The 18,318-nt window shown below is 65.4% G+C and carries 15 protein-coding genes; 7 read left to right on the plus strand and 8 right to left on the minus strand.

Annotated features, from left to right (window positions below; all coding sequences use genetic code 11):
* Window positions 1–2,193, plus strand: a complete 2,193-nt coding sequence (locus OY559_RS09390; RefSeq protein ID WP_277729786.1) for an ATP-binding protein — start codon at window positions 1–3, stop codon at window positions 2,191–2,193.
* Between the two features lie 178 nt (window positions 2,194–2,371).
* Here OY559_RS09390 and OY559_RS09395 read toward each other — a convergent pair whose 3' ends face one another.
* Complete coding sequence (locus OY559_RS09395; protein ID WP_277729787.1) at window positions 2,372–3,238, minus strand: crotonase/enoyl-CoA hydratase family protein; 867 nt, start codon at window positions 3,236–3,238, stop codon at window positions 2,372–2,374.
* 265 nt (window positions 3,239–3,503) lie between these two features.
* Window positions 3,504–5,183, minus strand: a complete 1,680-nt coding sequence (locus OY559_RS09400) for a long-chain fatty acid--CoA ligase (protein ID WP_277729788.1) — start codon at window positions 5,181–5,183, stop codon at window positions 3,504–3,506.
* A gap of 161 nt (window positions 5,184–5,344) precedes the next feature.
* Here OY559_RS09400 and OY559_RS09405 point away from each other — a divergent pair, with 161 nt between their 5' ends.
* Window positions 5,345–5,740: a nuclear transport factor 2 family protein gene (locus tag OY559_RS09405; RefSeq protein ID WP_277729789.1), complete on the plus strand. Its 396-nt coding sequence runs from the start codon at window positions 5,345–5,347 to the stop codon at window positions 5,738–5,740.
* On the opposite strand, the gene OY559_RS09410 is transcribed toward OY559_RS09405, so the two are convergent.
* Window positions 5,741–6,220 (minus strand): LppP/LprE family lipoprotein, encoded by a 480-nt coding sequence (locus OY559_RS09410; RefSeq protein WP_277729790.1) that lies wholly within the window; start codon window positions 6,218–6,220, stop codon window positions 5,741–5,743.
* 234 nt (window positions 6,221–6,454) lie between these two features.
* Complete coding sequence (acnA, locus tag OY559_RS09415) at window positions 6,455–9,223, minus strand: aconitate hydratase AcnA (RefSeq protein ID WP_277729791.1); 2,769 nt, start codon at window positions 9,221–9,223, stop codon at window positions 6,455–6,457.
* A 231-nt stretch (window positions 9,224–9,454) separates the two neighbouring features.
* On the opposite strand from acnA, the gene OY559_RS09420 reads away from it, so the two are divergent.
* From OY559_RS09420 to acnB, 3 genes are read left to right on the plus strand one after another with little or no spacing between them, the layout of a single operon-like run.
* Window positions 9,455–9,661 (plus strand): AbrB/MazE/SpoVT family DNA-binding domain-containing protein, encoded by a 207-nt coding sequence (locus OY559_RS09420; RefSeq protein ID WP_277729792.1) that lies wholly within the window; start codon window positions 9,455–9,457, stop codon window positions 9,659–9,661.
* The gene (locus OY559_RS09425; RefSeq protein WP_277729793.1) at window positions 9,658–10,059 is read left to right on the plus strand and encodes a type II toxin-antitoxin system VapC family toxin; all 402 of its coding nucleotides are present in this window, start codon (window positions 9,658–9,660) and stop codon (window positions 10,057–10,059) included. The genes OY559_RS09420 and OY559_RS09425 overlap by 4 nt, the downstream gene beginning before the upstream one ends.
* Window positions 10,060–10,111: 52 nt before the next feature.
* A complete protein-coding gene (acnB, locus tag OY559_RS09430) occupies window positions 10,112–12,703 on the plus strand; it encodes a bifunctional aconitate hydratase 2/2-methylisocitrate dehydratase (protein ID WP_277729794.1) in 2,592 nt (863 codons plus the stop codon).
* Window positions 12,704–12,766: 63 nt separating this feature from the next.
* Here the strand turns inward: acnB and hflD are convergent, their stop codons facing one another.
* Genes hflD through OY559_RS09450 form a run of 4 tightly spaced genes read right to left on the minus strand, consistent with a single transcriptional unit; the run spans window position 12,767 to window position 15,434 of the window.
* Complete coding sequence (hflD, locus tag OY559_RS09435; RefSeq protein WP_277729795.1) at window positions 12,767–13,378, minus strand: high frequency lysogenization protein HflD; 612 nt, start codon at window positions 13,376–13,378, stop codon at window positions 12,767–12,769.
* On the minus strand, window positions 13,375–14,493 hold the full coding sequence (mnmA, locus tag OY559_RS09440; protein WP_277729796.1) for a tRNA 2-thiouridine(34) synthase MnmA: 1,119 nt from the start codon (window positions 14,491–14,493) through the stop codon (window positions 13,375–13,377). The genes hflD and mnmA overlap by 4 nt, the downstream gene beginning before the upstream one ends.
* Entirely contained in the window at window positions 14,490–14,951 is a 462-nt protein-coding gene (locus OY559_RS09445) for an NUDIX hydrolase (protein WP_277729797.1), read from the minus strand. Before OY559_RS09445 ends, mnmA begins: the two co-directional genes overlap by 4 nt.
* A complete protein-coding gene (locus OY559_RS09450; RefSeq protein WP_277729798.1) occupies window positions 14,952–15,434 on the minus strand; it encodes a hypothetical protein in 483 nt (160 codons plus the stop codon).
* A 98-nt stretch (window positions 15,435–15,532) separates the two neighbouring features.
* Here OY559_RS09450 and clpS point away from each other — a divergent pair, with 98 nt between their 5' ends.
* Window positions 15,533–15,853, plus strand: coding sequence for an ATP-dependent Clp protease adapter ClpS (gene clpS / locus OY559_RS09455; protein WP_277729799.1), 321 nt, complete (start codon window positions 15,533–15,535; stop codon window positions 15,851–15,853).
* A gap of 151 nt (window positions 15,854–16,004) precedes the next feature.
* Complete coding sequence (gene clpA, locus OY559_RS09460) at window positions 16,005–18,284, plus strand: ATP-dependent Clp protease ATP-binding subunit ClpA (RefSeq protein WP_277729800.1); 2,280 nt, start codon at window positions 16,005–16,007, stop codon at window positions 18,282–18,284.
* Window positions 18,285–18,318 lie beyond the last annotated feature (34 nt).

Below are 18,318 nucleotides of genomic sequence, written 5' to 3' on the forward strand. Positions count from 1 at the left end.
ATGTCCAATGTCCTTGCATGGATCAAGTCCCGCCTGGCGCATCGTGGCGACAGCGAACACGGCCAGGCGCTGATCCGCGTCGCGCTGATCTCCATCATCCTGACCTATGCGCTGCTGCCGTCCTCGCGCGCTGCACTCCCGGCGGACGAATACACCATCGTCCTGACCATCATCACCTCGGGCCTGGTCAACAGTCTTGGCATCTTCGCCTGGCTGCTGGTGCAGCCGGGCAAGTCCCATGTCCGTCGCGGGCTGGGCATGATCGCCGACTACGGACTGCTTGCCGCTGCCATGATCGGCATGGGCGAGCCGCTCTCGTGGGCGTACGTCGTACTGATGTGGATCACGGTGGGCAATGGCCTGCGCTATGGCAACCGCTACCTGGTGGTCGCTGTTGCGATGGCAAGCGCCGCGTTCGCGACCGTGGTGGCGATGAACGACTACTGGCGCAGCAACATGACCCTGGGTGTCGGCCTGGTGCTTGGCCTGATCGCCGTGCCCATGTACCTCTCCGGCCTGTTGCGCGACCTGACCCGAGCCACCGACGAGGCGCGCCGCGCCAACGAGGCGAAGAGCCGGTTCCTGGCGAACATGAGCCACGAGTTCCGCACGCCGCTCAATGGCCTGGCGGGCATGTCGGAACTGTTGGCGACCACGCGCCTGGATGCCGAACAGCGCGAATGCCTGTCCACGATCCAGGCATCCACGCGTACGCTGCTGGGCCTGGTCGAGGACGTGCTGGATATCTCCGCCATCGAGGCGGGCAAGGTCAAGCTGAACGTGGTCGAGTTCGCGCCGCGCGAGCTGGTGGAGAGCATCGGGCTGATCCTGATGCCGCAGGCGCGCGGCAAGCAGGTCCGCTACGAAGGGCATGTCGACGATGCGATCCCGTTGAAGCTGCGCGGTGACGCCGGCCATCTGCGCCAGGTCCTGTTGAACCTCGCGGGCAATGCGGTGAAGTTCACCGATGAGGGCGAAGTCCGCGTGGCGGTCGCGCCGACGATGGTCGAGGGGCAGCACATGCGCCTGCGCTTCACCGTCACCGATACCGGCATCGGCGTGCCTGTCGCCTTGCGCGAGCGGCTGTTCGAGGCGTTCGAACAGGCCGACGGCAGCCTGTCGCGACGCTACGGCGGCACTGGCCTGGGAACGACCATCGCCAAGGGGTTGACCGAAGCGATGGGCGGGACGATCGGCTTCGAGAGCAACGAACAGCGCGGCAGCTGCTTCTGGGTGGAGTTGCCGTTCGAAGCGGTGCCGGAGCGCGTCATGGTGCCGGCGGTGCACGGCCATGCCGAATGGTTGCAGGAAGAACCCGAAGCTTCCAGCGCAGAGAACATCATCGCGTTCTCCGATCCGTTCCTGCGCCATCGTGCGCGCGTGCGCAGCATGCAGATCCTGGTGGCCGACGACCATGAGGCCAACCGCATGGTCGTGCAACGGCTGCTGCAGAAGGCAGGGCACCGCATCACCTGCGTCAATGGCGGCGAAGAAGTCCTCGATGCATTGGAATCGGCATCCTACGACGCGGTGATCTGCGACCTGCACATGCCCGGCCTGAGCGGCCTGGATCTACTCAAGCAACTTCGCGTGATGGAAGCCGGCAGTGGCAGTCGCACGCCGGTCCTCATCCTCAGCGCCGATGTCACGCCGGAATCGATCCAGCGCTGTGAACAGGCCGGTGCCCGTGCTTTCCTCGCCAAGCCCGTGGTCGCCACGCGGTTGCTGGACGCGCTGGCGGACATCGCCACGTCCGGTCGTGTCTCCGCGACCGCGACGGTGGCCACGCCCGCACGTGCTGAAGTGTCTGACGGCGTGCTCGATGTCAGCGTGCTGGACGAACTCACCGCGCTCGGCATGGGCGAAGCTTTCGAACGCGAATTCATCGAGCAGTGTCTCAACGATGCGGATGGGTGCATCGGCGCCATGGCGCATGCGATGGAGCGGGGCGACGGCGAACACCTGCGCGAGCACGCGCATGCGCTGAAAGGCGTGGCCAGCAACCTGGGCCTGGTGAAGCTTGCGGCAGCCGCAGGCGAAATGATGAGCCTGGCCGACTGGCAGATCACGCGTGAATGGCGGCACCGCCTGGCGGCACTCAACTCGCACCTCAGCCATGGTCGCGCGGCGCTGGATGCGCGGCAACGCGTGCGGGGTGCCGTCGAGAAAGGCGGCGAGGGCACTTCATCGTGACGCACGGATCCGCCGCTGTTCAGCGGCGGCCGACGAAGCGCATGACGTCGGACATCCACCTGCGGGATGGATGGTCCCTGGCGAGTACGGTGACCCGGACTCGCCCTTGAAGGCGCTCAGGCGCGCTTCAACCCCCTGATTTTTCCTGCCAGTCTGCAGCAGGCGACGCGCGCAGCTTTCAGGCGGCGCGGATGGACCGCTTCTCCTGCGCGCGGACGATGCGTTCCATCATCTTCAACGACTTGTCGCCCAGGGTCAGCGCGGTATCCACCCACACTTCGGTGATGCCCATCAGTTCGTCGTAACCCACCGGCTGGGCGAGGTTGCGGCAGGCATTCAGCGCCAGATGCGCGTGCGGTGAACGGCGCTGCTTGTCGATGATGGTCTGCACGGCGGCAGCACCCTGGCCCTTCGGTACCAGCACATCGACCACGCCCATCCGGTACAGCTCGTCGCTGGTGTAGATGTTGCCTTCCAGGATGATCTTCTCGGCGATCTGCGGCGACACGCGCTTGCACAGGAAGGAATAGGCGCCCATGCCCGGGAACAGGCCGAACAGCACTTCCGGCAGTCCCATGTCCACGCCTTCCTCCGCCACGATCGTGTGGCAGGACAGCGCGATCTCAAGGCCGCCACCCAAGGCGTCGCCCTGGATCAATGCGATGGTGCGGACGTCGCCGCCGAGGCCGGTATTGAGGTGGTGCACGCCATCGATGCAGCGGCGTGCGTAGCTCAGCAGCCGGTCGCGGTTGTTCTCGCGGATCAGTTGCGAAAACAGTTCCAGGTCGCCGCCAAGGTTGAACGCATTCGCATCGGATGCGATCACCAGATGACGCAGCTTGCCGGGCTGGCGCTGCGATTCGCGCAAGGTGATCGAGTTGGTGAAGCTGAGCACATCGTCGAGCATCTGGCTGCGGAAGCACGGACGCACGCCGGGTGCGGCATCGGAATGCATGTACAGCCAGTGGGCATCACCGCTGGGTTCGGATTCGACGCGGATGGTCGGGAAGGCACGGGTGCGCTGCAGTTTTTCGACGTTGTTCATGAGGAGCTCCATGGAGGGTTTCTTGCCCGCGCGGCAGGGGAAGCGGGTGACGGATTTGTGTGACGCAGGTGGCATCACGCGCCGATCCTACACCTGAACGAATAATTAAAATCCAGTGCACGCGCGCGCTTGTGCGAGGGAAAGCGCGCCAATGGCATGCCAGCATCAAAATTTGTGATGCGCGTCTAGAATTCGCCTCTAAAGTCCTGAACAAAAAGAAAAAGGCCGGCACATGGCCGGCCTTCTTCAGACACATGAACAGGGTTCAGGATGCCTTGGAGGGCTCCCGCAATTCCTTGCGCAGGATCTTGCCGACGTTGGTCTTGGGCAGCTCCGTGCGGAACTCGATGTGGCGTGGTTGCTTGTAGCCGGTCAGGTTGTCGCGGCAGTAGGCCTTCACTTGATCGACGGTGAGGTCGGGATTCTTCTTCACGATGAAGACCTTCACGGCTTCACCCGACTTGTCGTCCGGCACGCCGATCGCGGCGACTTCAAGCACTCCTTCCAGGCCGGCGATGACGTCCTCGACCTCATTCGGATACACGTTGAAGCCGGAGACCAGGATCATGTCCTTCTTGCGGTCGACGATGTAGAAGAAGCCGTTCTCGTCCATCTTCGCCATGTCGCCGGTATGCAGCCAGCCATCGGCGTCCATGACGTTCGCGGTTTCCTCGGGGCGCTGCCAGTAGCCCTTCATCACCTGCGGGCCCTTGATGCACAGTTCGCCGACCTCGCCGACAGGCACGATGTTGCCATCGTCGTCCTTCAGGCAGGCATCGGTCGAGGGCACCGGCAGGCCGATGGCGCCGTTGTAGTCGTGCAGGTTCATCGGGTTGATGCAGGCCGCAGGCGACGTCTCGGTCAGCCCGTAGGCCTCGACCAGCGTCACGCCGGTGACCTTCTTCCATTTCTCCGCCACCGCACGCTGCACGGCCATGCCGCCGCCGAGCGTCATCTTGAGATTGGAAAAATCGACTTCATCGAAACCGGGCGTATTGAGCAGGCCATTGAACAGCGTGTTGACGCCGGTAATCGCGGTGAAGCGGGTGGCCTTGAGTTCCTTCACGAAGCCCGGCATGTCGCGCGGATTCGTGATCAGGTGGTTCAGTCCGCCGAGCTTCATGAAGACCAGGCAGTTCGCCGTCAGCGCGAAAATGTGGTACAGCGGCAACGCGGTGATGATCACTTCGTTGCCGTAGTCCAGGCCGGTTCCGACCCACACCCCGGCCTGCTGCATGTTGGCCACGAGGTTGCGGTGCGTGAGCATCGCGCCCTTGGCCACGCCGGTGGTGCCGCCGGTGTACTGCAGGAAGGCGATGTCGCCGGAATCGATGTCGACCTCGGGCAGCGTATGCAACTGCCCGAGTGTCAACGTGTCCTTGAACCGCACGGTGCCGGGGATGTCGTAATCCGGCACCATCTTCTTCACGTACTTCAGCACGAAGTTGACGATGGCCCCCTTGGGGAAACCGACCAGGTCGCCCAGCGCCGTGGTGACGACCTGCCTGACCTGCGTGCCCGCGAGGGCCTCCTGTGCGGTCTTGCCGAAGTTGTCGACCACCAGCAGCACGCTCGCGCCGGAATCGACCAACTGGTGCTTCAGTTCGCGCGGGGTGTACATCGGATTGACGTTGACGACCGTCAGTCCTGCGCGAAGCACGCCGAAGATGGCGATGGGGTATTGCAGGCAGTTCGGCATCATGATGGCGACGCGGTCGCCCTTCTTGAGCTTCAGTTCGCCGAGCAGGTAGGCCGCGAACTGGCGGCTGAGCTTGTCGATCTCGCCGTAGGTCAGGGTCTTGCCGAAGTTGCGGAACGCGGGGCGGTCGCGGTACTTGCTGATCGCCTCATCGAAGACGGACACGATGGAGCGGTACTGCTCCAGGTCCACTTCCTGCGGCACGCCTTGCGGATAACTCTTGAACCACGGACGTTCCTGACTCATCGTTCTGCTCCCTCCCCAGGGTCTTCGGGCTGCCTTGCGGCGAACTGTGGGCGAGCGCCCGGTCACGGGCGCCTGTCGGGAGCATACCGTTCCGGATGGAAAAGGCGAAGGTTTCGATGTCGACATCGAGGTGGAAGGGAGTCGGGTGTCTCCTGGGACTGATGCTGGGCCTGGTCGCGTGCACGACCGATACACCCGAGGCGGAGCTGCGGCAACGGTTCGACGACATGCAGGCGGCCGTGGAAGAGGGCCGCGTCGGCGATTTCATGGACGGCGTGAGTCGTGACTTCAGTGGTGATGGCGGCATGGATCATGCTGCGTTGCACAACCTCCTGAAAATGCACACGCTGGCGAATGCGCGCATCGGCGCCACCACGGGGCCGCTCGATGTGCGGGTGGATGGCGAAAGTGCTTCGGTAGCATTCCAGGTATTGCTGACGGGCGGGAACGGTCGATTCCTGCCCGAGCAGGCCGGCGCCTACGAGGTGACGACGGCCTGGCATCGCGAAGACGGAGACTGGCGTGTGTACCACGCGCAGTGGGAGGACGCCCGGTGATCACTTCACCGGCGTGAGCTTTCCGGGTGTCCATCGGTAGCGGAGCGTCCTGGCGACAGTGGGGCAGCAGCGTGGATCATCCGGACCAGGCCACTTCGTCTTGAGTTCCACCACGCGCTCGCGGACCGTCATGGCTTCCACGCTGCCCAGGGGTTCCTGCGTTTCTCCTGCCGGCACGTAGCGCGTTCCGTTTTTTGCCAGAACCGCGACGCCATGGTGCCAGTAGGTGGGGCCGTACATGGTCCACAGAACGACGATCTCGTCCTGGCCATCGCCGTCGAGGTCGCTCACCACGACATCGCCCGCCTCATAGCCTTCCTGCGGATTCCCGCCTGCCGACTGCTTGCCGGCGACGTACTGCTCGGCGATGCGCCTGGCTTGTTCGGCGTCAGGCGACGCTGCGAGCACGACGGGGGCCAAGGCGCCTGCGAGGCAGGTGGACGCCAGCAACACACACGAGCGAAGGATCATGATGTTCACGTGCTGGCTCCCGCCGTCGAACGAAGGTTCTCTCCGGGACAACGCAACCCGCGTGTGCGACCGGCAACGTGTCGAAGGCCGTTGCCGAAGATCAGGTGGAGGCGAGATCGACGCCGGACTGATTGCGCGAGGGGCCGGGGTACGAGCCCCGTCCGGACGGCCCTCCTGTACATGAAAAGGGCCGCCCGGAGGCGGCCCTGTTTCTTTTCTTCCGGCAACTCCGTCGGGGATGCGTCAGGCAGCCTTGCGTGCGGCCAGCTGGCGCAGCACGTAATGCAGCAGCCCGCCATGGCGGAAGTACTCCACTTCCTTGGGCGTCAGCAGCAGTACCTTGGCCTGGAACTTCAGCTCGGTGCCGTCGAGCTTGCGTGCGCTGACCGTGGCGACCTTGGCGGCGCCGTCCTGCAAACCGGTGACATCGAACGTCTCCGATCCATCCAGGCCGAGCGACTGCGCGTTCTGTCCATCGACGAATTGCAGCGGGAGTACCCCCATGCCGACCAGGTTGGAGCGATGGATGCGCTCGAAACTCTCTGCGATCACCGCCTTCACGCCCAACAGGTTGGTGCCCTTGGCCGCCCAGTCGCGCGACGAGCCGGTGCCGTACTCCTTGCCGGCGATGACCACCAGCGGTACGCCGTCGGTCTTGTATTTCATTGCGGCGTCGTAGATGGACATCTTCTCGGGCGGCGTGCTGCCGAAGTACAGCGTGTTGCCGCCTTCCTCGCCGCCGAACATCAGGTTCTTGATGCGGATGTTGGCGAAGGTCCCGCGCACCATCACGTCGTCGTTGCCGCGGCGACTGCCGTAGCTGTTGAAGTCCACCGGCTGCACACCGCGTTGCTGGAGGAAGCGCCCGGCCGGCGAATCCTTCTTGATGTTGCCTGCTGGCGAGATGTGGTCGGTGGTGATGGAATCGCCGAACAACCCGAGCACGCGCGCGCCATGCACATCGTCGATGTTGCCCACGTCCATCGACATGCCATCGAAATAGGGCGGATTCTTGATGTAGGTCGAGCCGCCATCCCAGGCGTAGAGCGCGCCATCGGGTGAGGCGATCGTGTTCCACCGGCTGTCGCCCTTGAACACGTCGGCATAGTTCTTCGCGAACATCTCCGGCCCCACCGTGCGCGCGATGAAGTCGCCGATTTCCTTGTTGGTGGGCCAGATGTCCTTCAGGTAGACCGGCTGGCCATCGCCGCCGGTGCCCAACGGCTGGGTGGTCAGGTCGATGTCGGTGGTGCCGGCAATGGCGTAGGCCACTACCAGCGGCGGGCTTGCGAGGTAGTTCATTTTCACTTCGGGGTGCACGCGGCCCTCGAAGTTGCGGTTGCCCGACAGCACCGAGGCGACCACCAGGTCGCCCTTGGCGATGGCGGCCGACACGTCGTCGGGCAGCGGGCCGGAATTGCCGATGCAGGTGGTGCAGCCATAGCCGACCACGTAGAAACCGAGCTTCTCCAGGTCGGACAGCACGCCGGCCTTCTCCAGGTAGTCGGTGACCACGCGCGACCCCGGGCCGAGCGATGTCTTGACCCAGGGCTGCGCTTTCAATCCCTTGGCCACGGCATTGCGGGCGAGCAGGCCGGCCCCCAGCATGACGGCGGGATTGGAGGTGTTGGTGCAGGACGTGATGGCGGCGATGACGACCGACCCATCCTGCAGCTTCCAGCCGGCGCCGCTGTCCGGCGAAGATTCGTGCGCGGCCTCGTGGGCGCCCACGGCGGTGCCGCCACCGCCTTCATTCTTCAGGCGATCCTCCTGCACCAGATCGATGCGCTTGCGGCGCGCATCGACGAAGGGAACCAGGTTGTCGCGGAAGTTCTGCTTCATGTCCTGCAACAACACCCGGTCCTGCGGGCGCTTGGGGCCGGCCAGCGAGGGCTTCACGTCGCCCATGTCCAGGTGCAGCGTGGCGCTGTATTCGGCGTGCGGACTGCTGGCGTCGTGCCACAGGCCCTGCGCCTTGGCATAGGCCTCGACCAGCGCGATCTGGTCCTCGCTGCGTCCGGACAGGCGCAGGTAGGTCAAGGACTCGGTGTCGATCGGGAAGATGCCGCAGGTCGCACCGTACTCCGGTGCCATGTTGCCGATGGTGGCGCGGTCGGCCAGCGGCAGGTGCTGCAGGCCGTCGCCGTAGAACTCGACGAACTTGCCCACCACGCCCAGCTTGCGCAGCATCTGGGTGACGGTGAGCACCAGGTCGGTGGCGGTGGCGCCCTCGGGCAGCCTGCCGGTCAGCTTGAAGCCGACGACCTGGGGGATCAGCATCGACGACGGCTGTCCCAGCATCGCGGCCTCCGCTTCGATGCCGCCCACACCCCAGCCGAGCACGCCGATGCCGTTGATCATGGTGGTGTGGCTGTCGGTGCCGAAGACTGTGTCGGGATAGGCGATGGCCTGGCCATCCTGCTCGCCGGTCATCACCACGCGCGCGAGGTTCTCCAGGTTCACCTGGTGGACGATGCCGGTGTTCGGGGGCACCACCTTGAAGTTGTCGAACGCCTTCTGGCCCCAGCGCAGGAAACCGTAGCGCTCCTTGTTGCGGTCGAACTCGATCTTCCCGTTGAGGTCCAGCGCATCCGCGCTACCGAACACGTCCACCTGCACCGAGTGGTCGATGACCAGTTCGGAGGGGATCAGCGGGTTGATCTGGTCGGCATTGCCGCCGAGTTTCACCACCGCGTCGCGCATGGCCGCCAGGTCGACGACGCAGGGGACTCCCGTGAAGTCCTGCAGCACCACGCGGGCCGGCATGAAGGCGATCTCGGTATCCGGTTCCTGGGTGGCCTGCCACTGGGCCACGGCCTGGATGTGCTCGGGGAGCACCGTGACTCCGTCCTCGCAGCGGAGCAGGTTCTCCAGCAGGATCTTCAGCGAGTAGGGCAGGCGGGCGAGGCCGCCCTTCGGGTCCAGCCGCTCGGCCAGGGCCGGCAGGCTGAAATACGTGTAGGACGTGCCGTTCACGTCCAGGGTACGGCGGGTGGCGAAGGAATCACTCATCGCGGAGGCTCCTGTAGCTGTTGGGGGAAGGGGCGCAGGACCAGCATAAGGCTTGGTTCCTGTGCGTCTTGTCGAGGCTTGCCCGGATTATCCGCCAAGACTGAGACTGTCGTGACCCGACCAAAGCCGAAGTCCGGGACGGGCGGCGACCGGGGTGGCGCGGCGGGCTCCTGTACTGGGGTATGCCTAAGGAAGTATGTATAATTCCTCCATACTCAAGAGGGCCCGCTGATGGAAGCCACCGTTGCCGAACGCGGACAGATCACCCTGCCCAAGGCCGTGCGCGATGCGCTGGGCCTGACCAAGGGCAGCGTGCTGAAGGTCGAGCTGGAAGGTAGCCGCATCGTGTTGCGGAAGAGCGTGGACGACGCGATCTCGCGCGTGCGTGGCAAGTTCTCCCTCGACAGCGAAGCCGCCAAGGGCACGCCCAGCGAATGATCGCCGTCGACGCCCCGGTCCTGATCGAACTGCTGACCGATGGCCTGCGCGCGGACGCCGTGGAAGCCGGCCTGCGGCAGAGCCTGGGCAGTGGGCGCGTGGTCGTCTGCGATGCCGCGCTGGCGCAGCTGTGCGCTTCCCTGCGCAACGGTGCGGATGCCTTGGCTGCCATCGAGGAAATGGGCGTCCATTTCAATCCCGTCGAAGCCAAGTCCGCCGTGCGGGCGGGCGAGATGCATCGCCGGCACCGCCAGCGCTCCGGCGAGGTGCGACCGATCGCCGACTTCCTGGTGGGCGCGCACGCGCTGTTGCAGTGCGACGGCCTGATCACCTTCGATACCGCTTTCCACCGCGACTATTTCAAGGGCCTGAAACTGATCGTGCCCGCGAGCGAATAAGCAGCACCCCGATTTCCCTTTCCACCGCACCATCGAACGACCGGAGTCATCCATGCTGGAAGCCTATCGCCACCACGTAGCCGAGCGCGCCGCGCTGGGCATCCCGCCGCTGCCGCTGACGGCACAGCAGACGGCCGAGGTCATCGAACTGCTGAAGAACCCGCCGGCCGGCGAAGAAGACTTCCTGGTCGACCTGATCACCCACCGCGTGCCCGCCGGCGTCGACGACGCCGCCAAGGTCAAGGCCTCCTACCTGGCCGCCGTAGCCTTCGGCACCGAGAAGACCCCGCTGATCACCCCGCAGCGCGCCACCGAGCTGCTGGGCACGATGCTGGGCGGCTACAACATCCACCCGTTGATCGACCTGCTGGACAACGCCCAACTCGGCGCGACCGCCGCCGAAGGCCTGAAGCACACGCTGCTGATGTTCGACAGCTTCCACGACGTGCAGGAGAAGGCGGAGCAGGGCAACGCCCACGCGCAGGCCGTGTTGAAGAGCTGGGCCGACGCCGAATGGTTCACCAGCAAGCCGGAAGTGCCGCACAGCCTGACCGTCACCGTCTTCAAGGTGCCCGGCGAGACGAACACCGACGACCTGTCGCCGGCACCGGACGCGACCACACGTCCCGACATCCCGCTGCACGCGCTGGCGATGCTGAAGAACAAGCGCCCCGACGCGCCGTTCGTGCCGGAAGAAGACGGCAAGCGCGGGCCGATCCAGGAAATCCTGTCGCTGAAGGACAAGGGCCACCTGGTCGCCTACGTCGGCGACGTGGTCGGCACCGGCTCCTCGCGCAAGTCGGCGACCAACAGCGTGCTGTGGTTCACCGGCGAGGACATCCCGTTCATCCCGAACAAGCGTTTCGGCGGCGTCTGCCTGGGCAGCAAGATCGCCCCGATCTTCTACAACACGATGGAAGACGCGGGTGCGTTGCCGATCGAACTCGACGTGTCGCAGATGAACCATGGCGACGTGGTCGAACTGCGTCCGTACGAGGGCAAGGCGCTGAAGGACGGTGAAGTGATCGCCGAGTTCCAGGTGAAGTCCGACGTGCTGTTCGACGAAGTGCGTGCCGGTGGCCGCATCCCGCTGATCATTGGCCGCGGTCTGACCGCGAAGGCGCGCGAAGCGCTGAAGCTGCCGGCGACGGACCTGTTCCGCCAGCCGCAGCAGCCGGTCGACAGCGGCAAGGGTTTTTCGCTGGCGCAGAAGATGGTCGGCCGCGCCTGCGGCCTGCCGGAAGGTCAGGGCGTGCGTCCGGGCGCGTACTGCGAGCCGAAGATGACCTCGGTGGGTTCGCAGGACACCACCGGCCCGATGACCCGCGACGAGCTGAAGGACCTGGCCTGCCTGGGCTTCTCGGCCGACCTGGTGATGCAGTCCTTCTGCCACACCGCGGCCTATCCGAAGCCGGTCGACGTGAAGACGCACCACACGCTGCCGGAATTCATTTCCACCCGCGGCGGCATCTCGCTGCGTCCGGGCGATGGCGTGATCCACAGCTGGCTCAACCGCATGCTGATGCCCGACACCGTCGGTACCGGCGGCGACTCGCATACGCGCTTCCCGGTGGGCATCTCGTTCCCGGCCGGCTCCGGCCTGGTCGCGTTCGCCGCGGCCACCGGCGTGATGCCGCTGGATATGCCGGAATCGGTGCTGGTCCGCTTCAAGGGCGAAATGCAGCCCGGCGTCACCCTGCGTGACCTCGTCAACGCGATCCCGTACTACGCCATCAAGTCGGGGCTGCTGACGGTCGCCAAGCAGGGCAAGAAGAACATCTTCTCCGGCCGCATCCTCGAGATCGAAGGCCTGCCGGACCTGAAGGTGGAGCAGGCGTTCGAACTGTCCGATGCGTCGGCCGAGCGTTCGGCCGCGGGCTGCACCGTGCGCCTGAACAAGGAGCCGATCATCGAGTACCTGACCAGCAACATCACGCTGCTGAAGTGGATGATCGCCGAAGGCTATGCCGACGCCCGTTCGCTGGCCCGACGCATCAAGAAGATGGAGGAATGGCTGGCCGACCCGCAGCTGCTGGAGCCGGATGCCGACGCCGAGTATGCCGCCGTCATCGAGATCGACCTGGCCGAGGTGCACGAGCCGCTGCTGGCCTGCCCGAATGATCCGGACGACGTGAAGACGCTGTCCGATGTCGCCGGCACGCAGATCGATGAAGTCTTCATCGGCTCGTGCATGACCAACATCGGCCACTTCCGTGCGGCCGCCAAGCTGCTGGAAGGCAAGCGCGACATCCCGACCCGCCTGTGGGTCGCGCCGCCGACCAAGATGGACGCGTCGGAGCTGACCAAGGAAGGCCACTACGGCACGTTCGGCACCGCCGGTGCGCGCATGGAAATGCCGGGCTGCTCGTTGTGCATGGGCAACCAGGCGCAGGTGCGCGAGGGCGCGACGGTGTTCTCCACCTCGACCCGCAACTTCCCGAACCGCCTGGGCCGCAACTCCAACGTGTTCCTGGGTTCGGCGGAACTCGCGGCGATCTGTTCGCGCCTGGGCAAGATCCCGACCAAGGCCGAATACATGGCCGACATCGGCGTGATCAACGAGAAGGGCGCCGAGATCTACCGCTACATGAACTTCGACCAGATCGAGGAATACCAGGACGTGGCGAAGACGGTCGCCGCCTGATCCTCCGGCAGGAAACAAAAAGGCCCGGCAATGCCGGGCCTTTTTCCTGCACGTTCCACAGGATCAGGCCAGCCAGTCCTCCACCGCCTCCAGCATCTGCCGGCGGCCGAGTACGAAATCCCACATCGACCCGCCCAACTGCCGCCACAGCACGGCCGAGCGCACCGCGGCCAGCAGGATCGCGCGGATCTCGGCCACTACGCCGGGCTGGCCCAGGTAATGCGGATTGCCCTGGACCATCACACGCGGGCGCAGGTGGCTGATGGTGTCGGCGTACAGCCCGCCCAGCGCGGACAGCACGTCCGGATGCGTGCTGCCCTGCTGTCCGGCGCGGGGCGCGATCTCGCCCAGTCCGCGTGTGACCGCATGCACCGTGTCGTTCTCGCGCACGAAGCGACGCTCCAGTTGCAGCACCGCCATCGCCAGGCGGGGCAGGGCTTCGTCGTGGGCTTCTTTCGCCAGATAGCTGCGCAGGACGCGCAGGCCGGGCGCGACCCCGGCCACGCTGCCGTAGACCTCTGCAGGCGACGCGGCATCGATGCGGAACACGCTGTCCAGGGCGGCCTGCACGGCAGATCCCTCGGACTGACCGGTTTCGGCGATGCGTCGCACCTGGTGCAGCGCCTGTGCCAACCCGGCGAGGGCGAGGACGCGGTCGGAATATCTGTTGCTCAAGCTGCTTGCTCCGCGAGTTTCAATTCAAGAGGTGCATCGGTGCGCGCGATGACCGCGCCGCCCAGGCATTCGTCGCCGTCATACAGCACCAGTGACTGCCCGGGCGTGACGGCGCGCTGTGGCGTGGCGAATTCCACCGCGACCGTACCGTCGTCGAGCACCCGTACTTCGCACGGTTCGTCCGGCTGCCGGTACCGGGTCTGCGCCGTGCAGGTGAAACGGCCGGCAGGCGGGTTGCCGGCGACCCAGTGCGCCGATTCTGTCCACAGGCGCGTGGACATCAGGTAGGGACTCTGGGTGTCTTGGTCGACGTACAGCACATTGTGGACGACGTCCTTGCCCACGACATACCAGGGTGCCTGGGGCCGGCCCCGCACACCGCCGATCTGCAGGCCTTCCCGCTGGCCCAGCGTGAAATAGAACACCCCCGGATGCTCCCCGATCACCTGGCCCTGCGGGTCGCGCATCTCGCCTCCGCGGGCCGGCAGATAGCGTCCCAGGAACTCGCGGAAATCGCGCTCGCCGATGAAGCAGATGCCGGTGGAGTCCTTCTTGTCATGCGTCTGCAGGCCGGCGTCGCGTGCGATGCGGCGCAGGTCCGATTTCTGCAACTGGCCAATGGGAAACAGCGTGGCCGACAGCTGCGCCTGGCCCAACTGGTGCAGGAAGTAGCTCTGGTCCTTGCTGCGGTCCACGCCGCGCAGCAGCCGCCAACGTCCGTCCACCCGGTCCACGCGCGCGTAGTGGCCGGTGGCGATCTTCTCGGCGCCCAGGTCGCGGGCGGCATCGAGGAAGTGCTTGAACTTCACTTCGCGATTGCAGAGCACATCGGGGTTGGGCGTGCGGCCCGCGGCGTACTCGGCCAGGAAGTGTTCGAACACGCCCTGCCAGTATTCGCTCGAAAAGTCGCGGAAGTGGAACGGAATCCCGAGCCGGCCGCAGACGGCGACCGCGTCGCGCCGGTCGTCTTCGGCGCGACAATCGCCGGAGCCGTCATCGGCCCAGTTCTGCATGAACAGGCCCGCGACGGATTCGCCCTGACGCACCAGTTCAAGAGCGGCGACGGACGAATCCACGCCGCCCGAGACGCCCACGATGACGCGTGGCGGGCTCATGCGATCTGCTGCAGCGTGGACAGGGGCGAGCGACGTCCCGAGAGGAAGTCCTGCACGACCTGCCACACCAGCGGGCTGCGGTGGCGGTCGGATCGGGCCTGCAGTTCGGCCGGGGTCAGCCATACGGCCTGCACGATGCCGTCGTCGAGCGGACGGTCCGGCAGATGGCGCACCGGCTCGGCGGCGAAGGCGAAGCGCAGGTAGTGCCGCCCCGTCTCCGCTTTCCATTGATAGGCACCCACGAAGGCGGTCAGTTCGACCTCCCAGCCGGTTTCCTCGAGGGTCTCGCGGCGGGCGGCCTCCAGCAGGCTTTCGTCGGGTTCCAGGTGGCCAGCCGGCTGGTTGAACACGAGTCGACCCTGCGCACGCTCTTCCACCATCAACAGCTTGCCGTCGCGGACCACCACCGTGGCCACGGTCACGTCAGGCTGCCAGAAGCGTCCCTCGCGGTAGCTCACTTACAGTTCGTCCTTATCGCCGGAGAGCTCGATTTCCTCGTTGTCCGCCGTTTCCGCCGCGATGTCCATCGCCGCTTCCAGCGCAGCGCCGTCCACGCTGTCGGGCAGCTTGATGACGAAGTACAGCACGTCGCCCGACAGCTCCCAGCTGCCCAGCTTCTTGGTGCGGCTGTCCGCCATCAGCGCGAGCGCCTTGGCGCCATCGATGCCGTCGGCGGCGACGCGGCCGGCCGGCGAAAACACCTCGCGGATGCTGATGCCGTTGACGTGTTCGGTGCGGCCGGAGACGAACACCAGCTGGGTCCGATTCTCCTGCTTGTAGGAATAGGTGACCTTGTAGTCGCCGTCGGCGTCCACTTCGAACTGGATCCCGCGCGCCGTCAGCCGGGCGTCCACCGAGGCGTCGGCTGCGAACACGGGCGTCGCGATCGCAGTGGCGCACAGCAGGGCAGCGGAGGACAAACGGGACAGCGCAGGTTTCATGGTCGGCTCGGCAGTATTCGGAAGGCGCATTGTGGCCGGGGTCACGCATGGCGTCCATGCGGGCGGCGAGGGCCGGCTTCCACGCCTATAATTCGCTCATGTCCCGAAAGAACGAAACCGAACGCGACCATGGCCTGATGGTGGAGACCAGCCGGCCCGAGGTCGCGCCGCCCCCCCTGTACCAGGTACTGTTGCTCAACGACGACTACACGCCGATGGACTTCGTGGTGACCGTCCTGCAGCAGTTCTTTGCCATGGACCTGGAAAAGGCGACCCAGGTGATGCTGCATGTGCATACCCGTGGACGTGGCGTCTGCGGCGTCTACACGCGGGAGGTGGCCGAATCCAAGGTGGCCCAGGTCAACGAGTTTTCCCGTATGAACCAGCATCCCCTGCTGTGCACGATGGAGAAGTCCTGAGGGGGTCCGGCGCAGGCTTGCCGGGACGGAAACGGTGTGGGGGCGCCGCTGTGGAGTACAAGGCAACGATCCCTGAACACTGAAATCCGGTAGGGTGATGGAAAACCGCCCGCCAAGCCGCATATTGTCGGCATAGGCCCCGGAGGCAATCATGTTCAGTAAAGACCTCGAGCAAACCATCGGCCAGTGCTACAAGCGCGCCCGCGAAGCACGGCACGAATTCATGACGGTCGAGCACCTGTTGCTCGCGCTGCTGGAAAATCCCTCGGCGCAGGCCGTCCTGAAGGCTACGGGTGCCGACGCCAATCGCCTGCGCGCCGATCTGGAGCAGGCGATCGAAGCGTCGGTTTCGCGGTTGGCGGAAGACGATGGCCGCGACACGCAGCCGACGCTGGGGTTCCAGCGCGTGCTGCAGCGCGCGGTCTACCACGTGCAGTCGTCGGGCAAGAAAGAGGTCACCGGCGCCAACGTGCTGGTCGCCATCTTCGGTGAAAAGGACTCGCACGCAGTCTATTTCCTCAACCAGCAGGACGTGACGCGGCTGGATATCGTCAACTACCTGTCCCACGGCATCGCCAAACAGGGCGAAGAGAACGAGGGGACAGGTCAGCCGGAAGGCGAAGGCAAGGCCGAGGCGGGCGAGGGGGAAGGCAAGGGCGACGCCCTGACCGAATTCGCCACCAACCTCAACGACATGGCGCGCCAGGGCAGGATCGATCCGCTGGTCGGCCGTGGCGACGAGATCGAGCGGACCATCCAGGTCCTGTGCCGCCGCCGCAAGAACAACCCGCTCTACGTCGGCGAAGCCGGCGTGGGCAAGACCGCGCTCGCCGAGGGCCTGGCCAAGCGCATCGTCGAAGGCGAGGTGCCCGAGGTCCTGCTGGACGCGGTCATCTACTCGCTGGATCTCGGCGCGCTGGTCGCCGGCACCAAGTACCGCGGCGACTTCGAGAAGCGCCTGAAGGGCGTGCTGGCGGCGATCAAGAAGATCCCCGGCGCCATCCTGTTCGTCGACGAGATCCACACCATCATCGGCGCCGGCTCGGCCAGCGGCGGCACGATGGATGCCTCGAACCTGATCAAGCCGGCGCTGGCGTCGGGCGACCTGCGCTGCATTGGTTCGACCACGTTCCAGGAGTACCGCGGCATTTTCGAGAAGGACAGGGCACTGGCCCGTCGCTTCCAGAAGATCGACATCGTCGAGCCGACGGTGGGCGAGACCTACGAAATCCTGCAGGGCCTGAAGCCCAAGTACGAGGCGCACCACGGCGTGACCTATGCCGATGACGCACTGCAGGCGGCCGTCGATCTGTCGGTGAAGCACATCGGCGATCGCCTGCTGCCGGACAAGGCCATCGATGTCATCGACGAGGCCGGCGCACGCCAGCGCCTGCTGCCGCTGGAAACGCGCAAGGAACTGATCGACGTAGAGGAGATCGAAACCATCGTCGCCAAGATGGCGCGCATCCCGGCCAAGCAGGTGTCCTCGTCCGACAAGGACGTGCTGCAGCATCTGGAGCGCAACCTGAAGATGGTCATCTTCGGGCAGGACCCCGCCATCGAAACGCTGGCATCGTCCATCAAGCTGGCGCGCAGCGGCCTGGCCAACCCGGAGAAGCCCATCGGCAACTTCCTGTTCGCCGGTCCGACGGGCGTGGGCAAGACCGAGGTGACCAAGCAGCTCGCGCTGCAGCTGGGCATCGAACTGGTCCGCTTCGACATGTCCGAGTACATGGAGCCGCATTCGGTCAGCCGCCTGATCGGTGCGCCGCCGGGCTACGTCGGCTTCGACCAGGGCGGCCTGCTGACCGAGAAGATCGTCAAGACACCCCACTGCGTGCTGCTGCTGGACGAGGTGGAGAAGGCGCATCCCGACATCTTCAACATCCTGCTGCAGGTCATGGACCGCGGCGTACTGACCGATACCAACGGTCGCGAGGCGAACTTCAAGAACGTCATCCTGGTGATGACGACCAACGCCGGTGCGGCGCAGGCCTCACGCCGCACGATCGGCTTCATGCAGCAGGATCATTCGACGGACGCGATGGAAGTGATCCGTCGTAGTTTCACCCCTGAATTCCGCAACCGGCTGGATGCCATCGTGCAGTTCCAGGGGCTGGGCTTCGAGCACATCCTGCGCGTGGTGGACAAGTTCGTCATCGAACTGGAAATGCTGCTGCAGGAGAAGCACGTCAGCCTGTCCGCCACGCCGGCGGCACGCGACTGGCTGGCGCAGCACGGCTTCGATCCCCTGATGGGCGCGCGCCCGATGGCCCGCCTGATCCAGGACAAGGTGAAGCGTCCGCTGGCCGACGAGCTGCTGTTCGGCAAGCTGGTGGAGGGCGGCCGGGTCAGCATCGACGTACGCGATGGCGAACTGGTGGTCGATGCGCAGGCTGAACCGGAAAGGCTGTTGCCGGCGACGGTGTAGCCGGCCGGACGCTCACGCGACCATGTCAGAAAAG

The sequence above is a fragment of the Pseudoxanthomonas sp. SE1 genome (genome assembly GCF_029542205.1).
In the GTDB taxonomy this organism is placed as follows: Bacteria; Pseudomonadota; Gammaproteobacteria; order Xanthomonadales; family Xanthomonadaceae; genus Pseudoxanthomonas_A.

Excerpts from the sequence above, each read along its gene's own strand:
- acnB (WP_277729794.1), top strand. The coding sequence starts at position 10,112 with ATGCTGGAAGCCTATCGCCACCACGTAGCCGAGCGCGCCGCGCTGGGC.
- OY559_RS09395 (WP_277729787.1), bottom strand. The coding sequence starts at position 3,238 with ATGAACAACGTCGAAAAACTGCAGCGCACCCGTGCCTTCCCGACCATC.
- OY559_RS09450 (WP_277729798.1), bottom strand. The coding sequence starts at position 15,434 with ATGAAACCTGCGCTGTCCCGTTTGTCCTCCGCTGCCCTGCTGTGCGCC.
- acnA (WP_277729791.1), bottom strand. The coding sequence starts at position 9,223 with ATGAGTGATTCCTTCGCCACCCGCCGTACCCTGGACGTGAACGGCACG.
- OY559_RS09425 (WP_277729793.1), top strand. The coding sequence starts at position 9,658 with ATGATCGCCGTCGACGCCCCGGTCCTGATCGAACTGCTGACCGATGGC.
- clpS (WP_277729799.1), top strand. The coding sequence starts at position 15,533 with ATGTCCCGAAAGAACGAAACCGAACGCGACCATGGCCTGATGGTGGAG.
- OY559_RS09390 (WP_277729786.1), top strand. The coding sequence starts at position 1 with ATGTCCAATGTCCTTGCATGGATCAAGTCCCGCCTGGCGCATCGTGGC.
- mnmA (WP_277729796.1), bottom strand. The coding sequence starts at position 14,493 with ATGAGCCCGCCACGCGTCATCGTGGGCGTCTCGGGCGGCGTGGATTCG.
- OY559_RS09420 (WP_277729792.1), top strand. The coding sequence starts at position 9,455 with ATGGAAGCCACCGTTGCCGAACGCGGACAGATCACCCTGCCCAAGGCC.
- clpA (WP_277729800.1), top strand. The coding sequence starts at position 16,005 with ATGTTCAGTAAAGACCTCGAGCAAACCATCGGCCAGTGCTACAAGCGC.
- OY559_RS09400 (WP_277729788.1), bottom strand. The coding sequence starts at position 5,183 with ATGAGTCAGGAACGTCCGTGGTTCAAGAGTTATCCGCAAGGCGTGCCG.
- OY559_RS09405 (WP_277729789.1), top strand. The coding sequence starts at position 5,345 with ATGCTGGGCCTGGTCGCGTGCACGACCGATACACCCGAGGCGGAGCTG.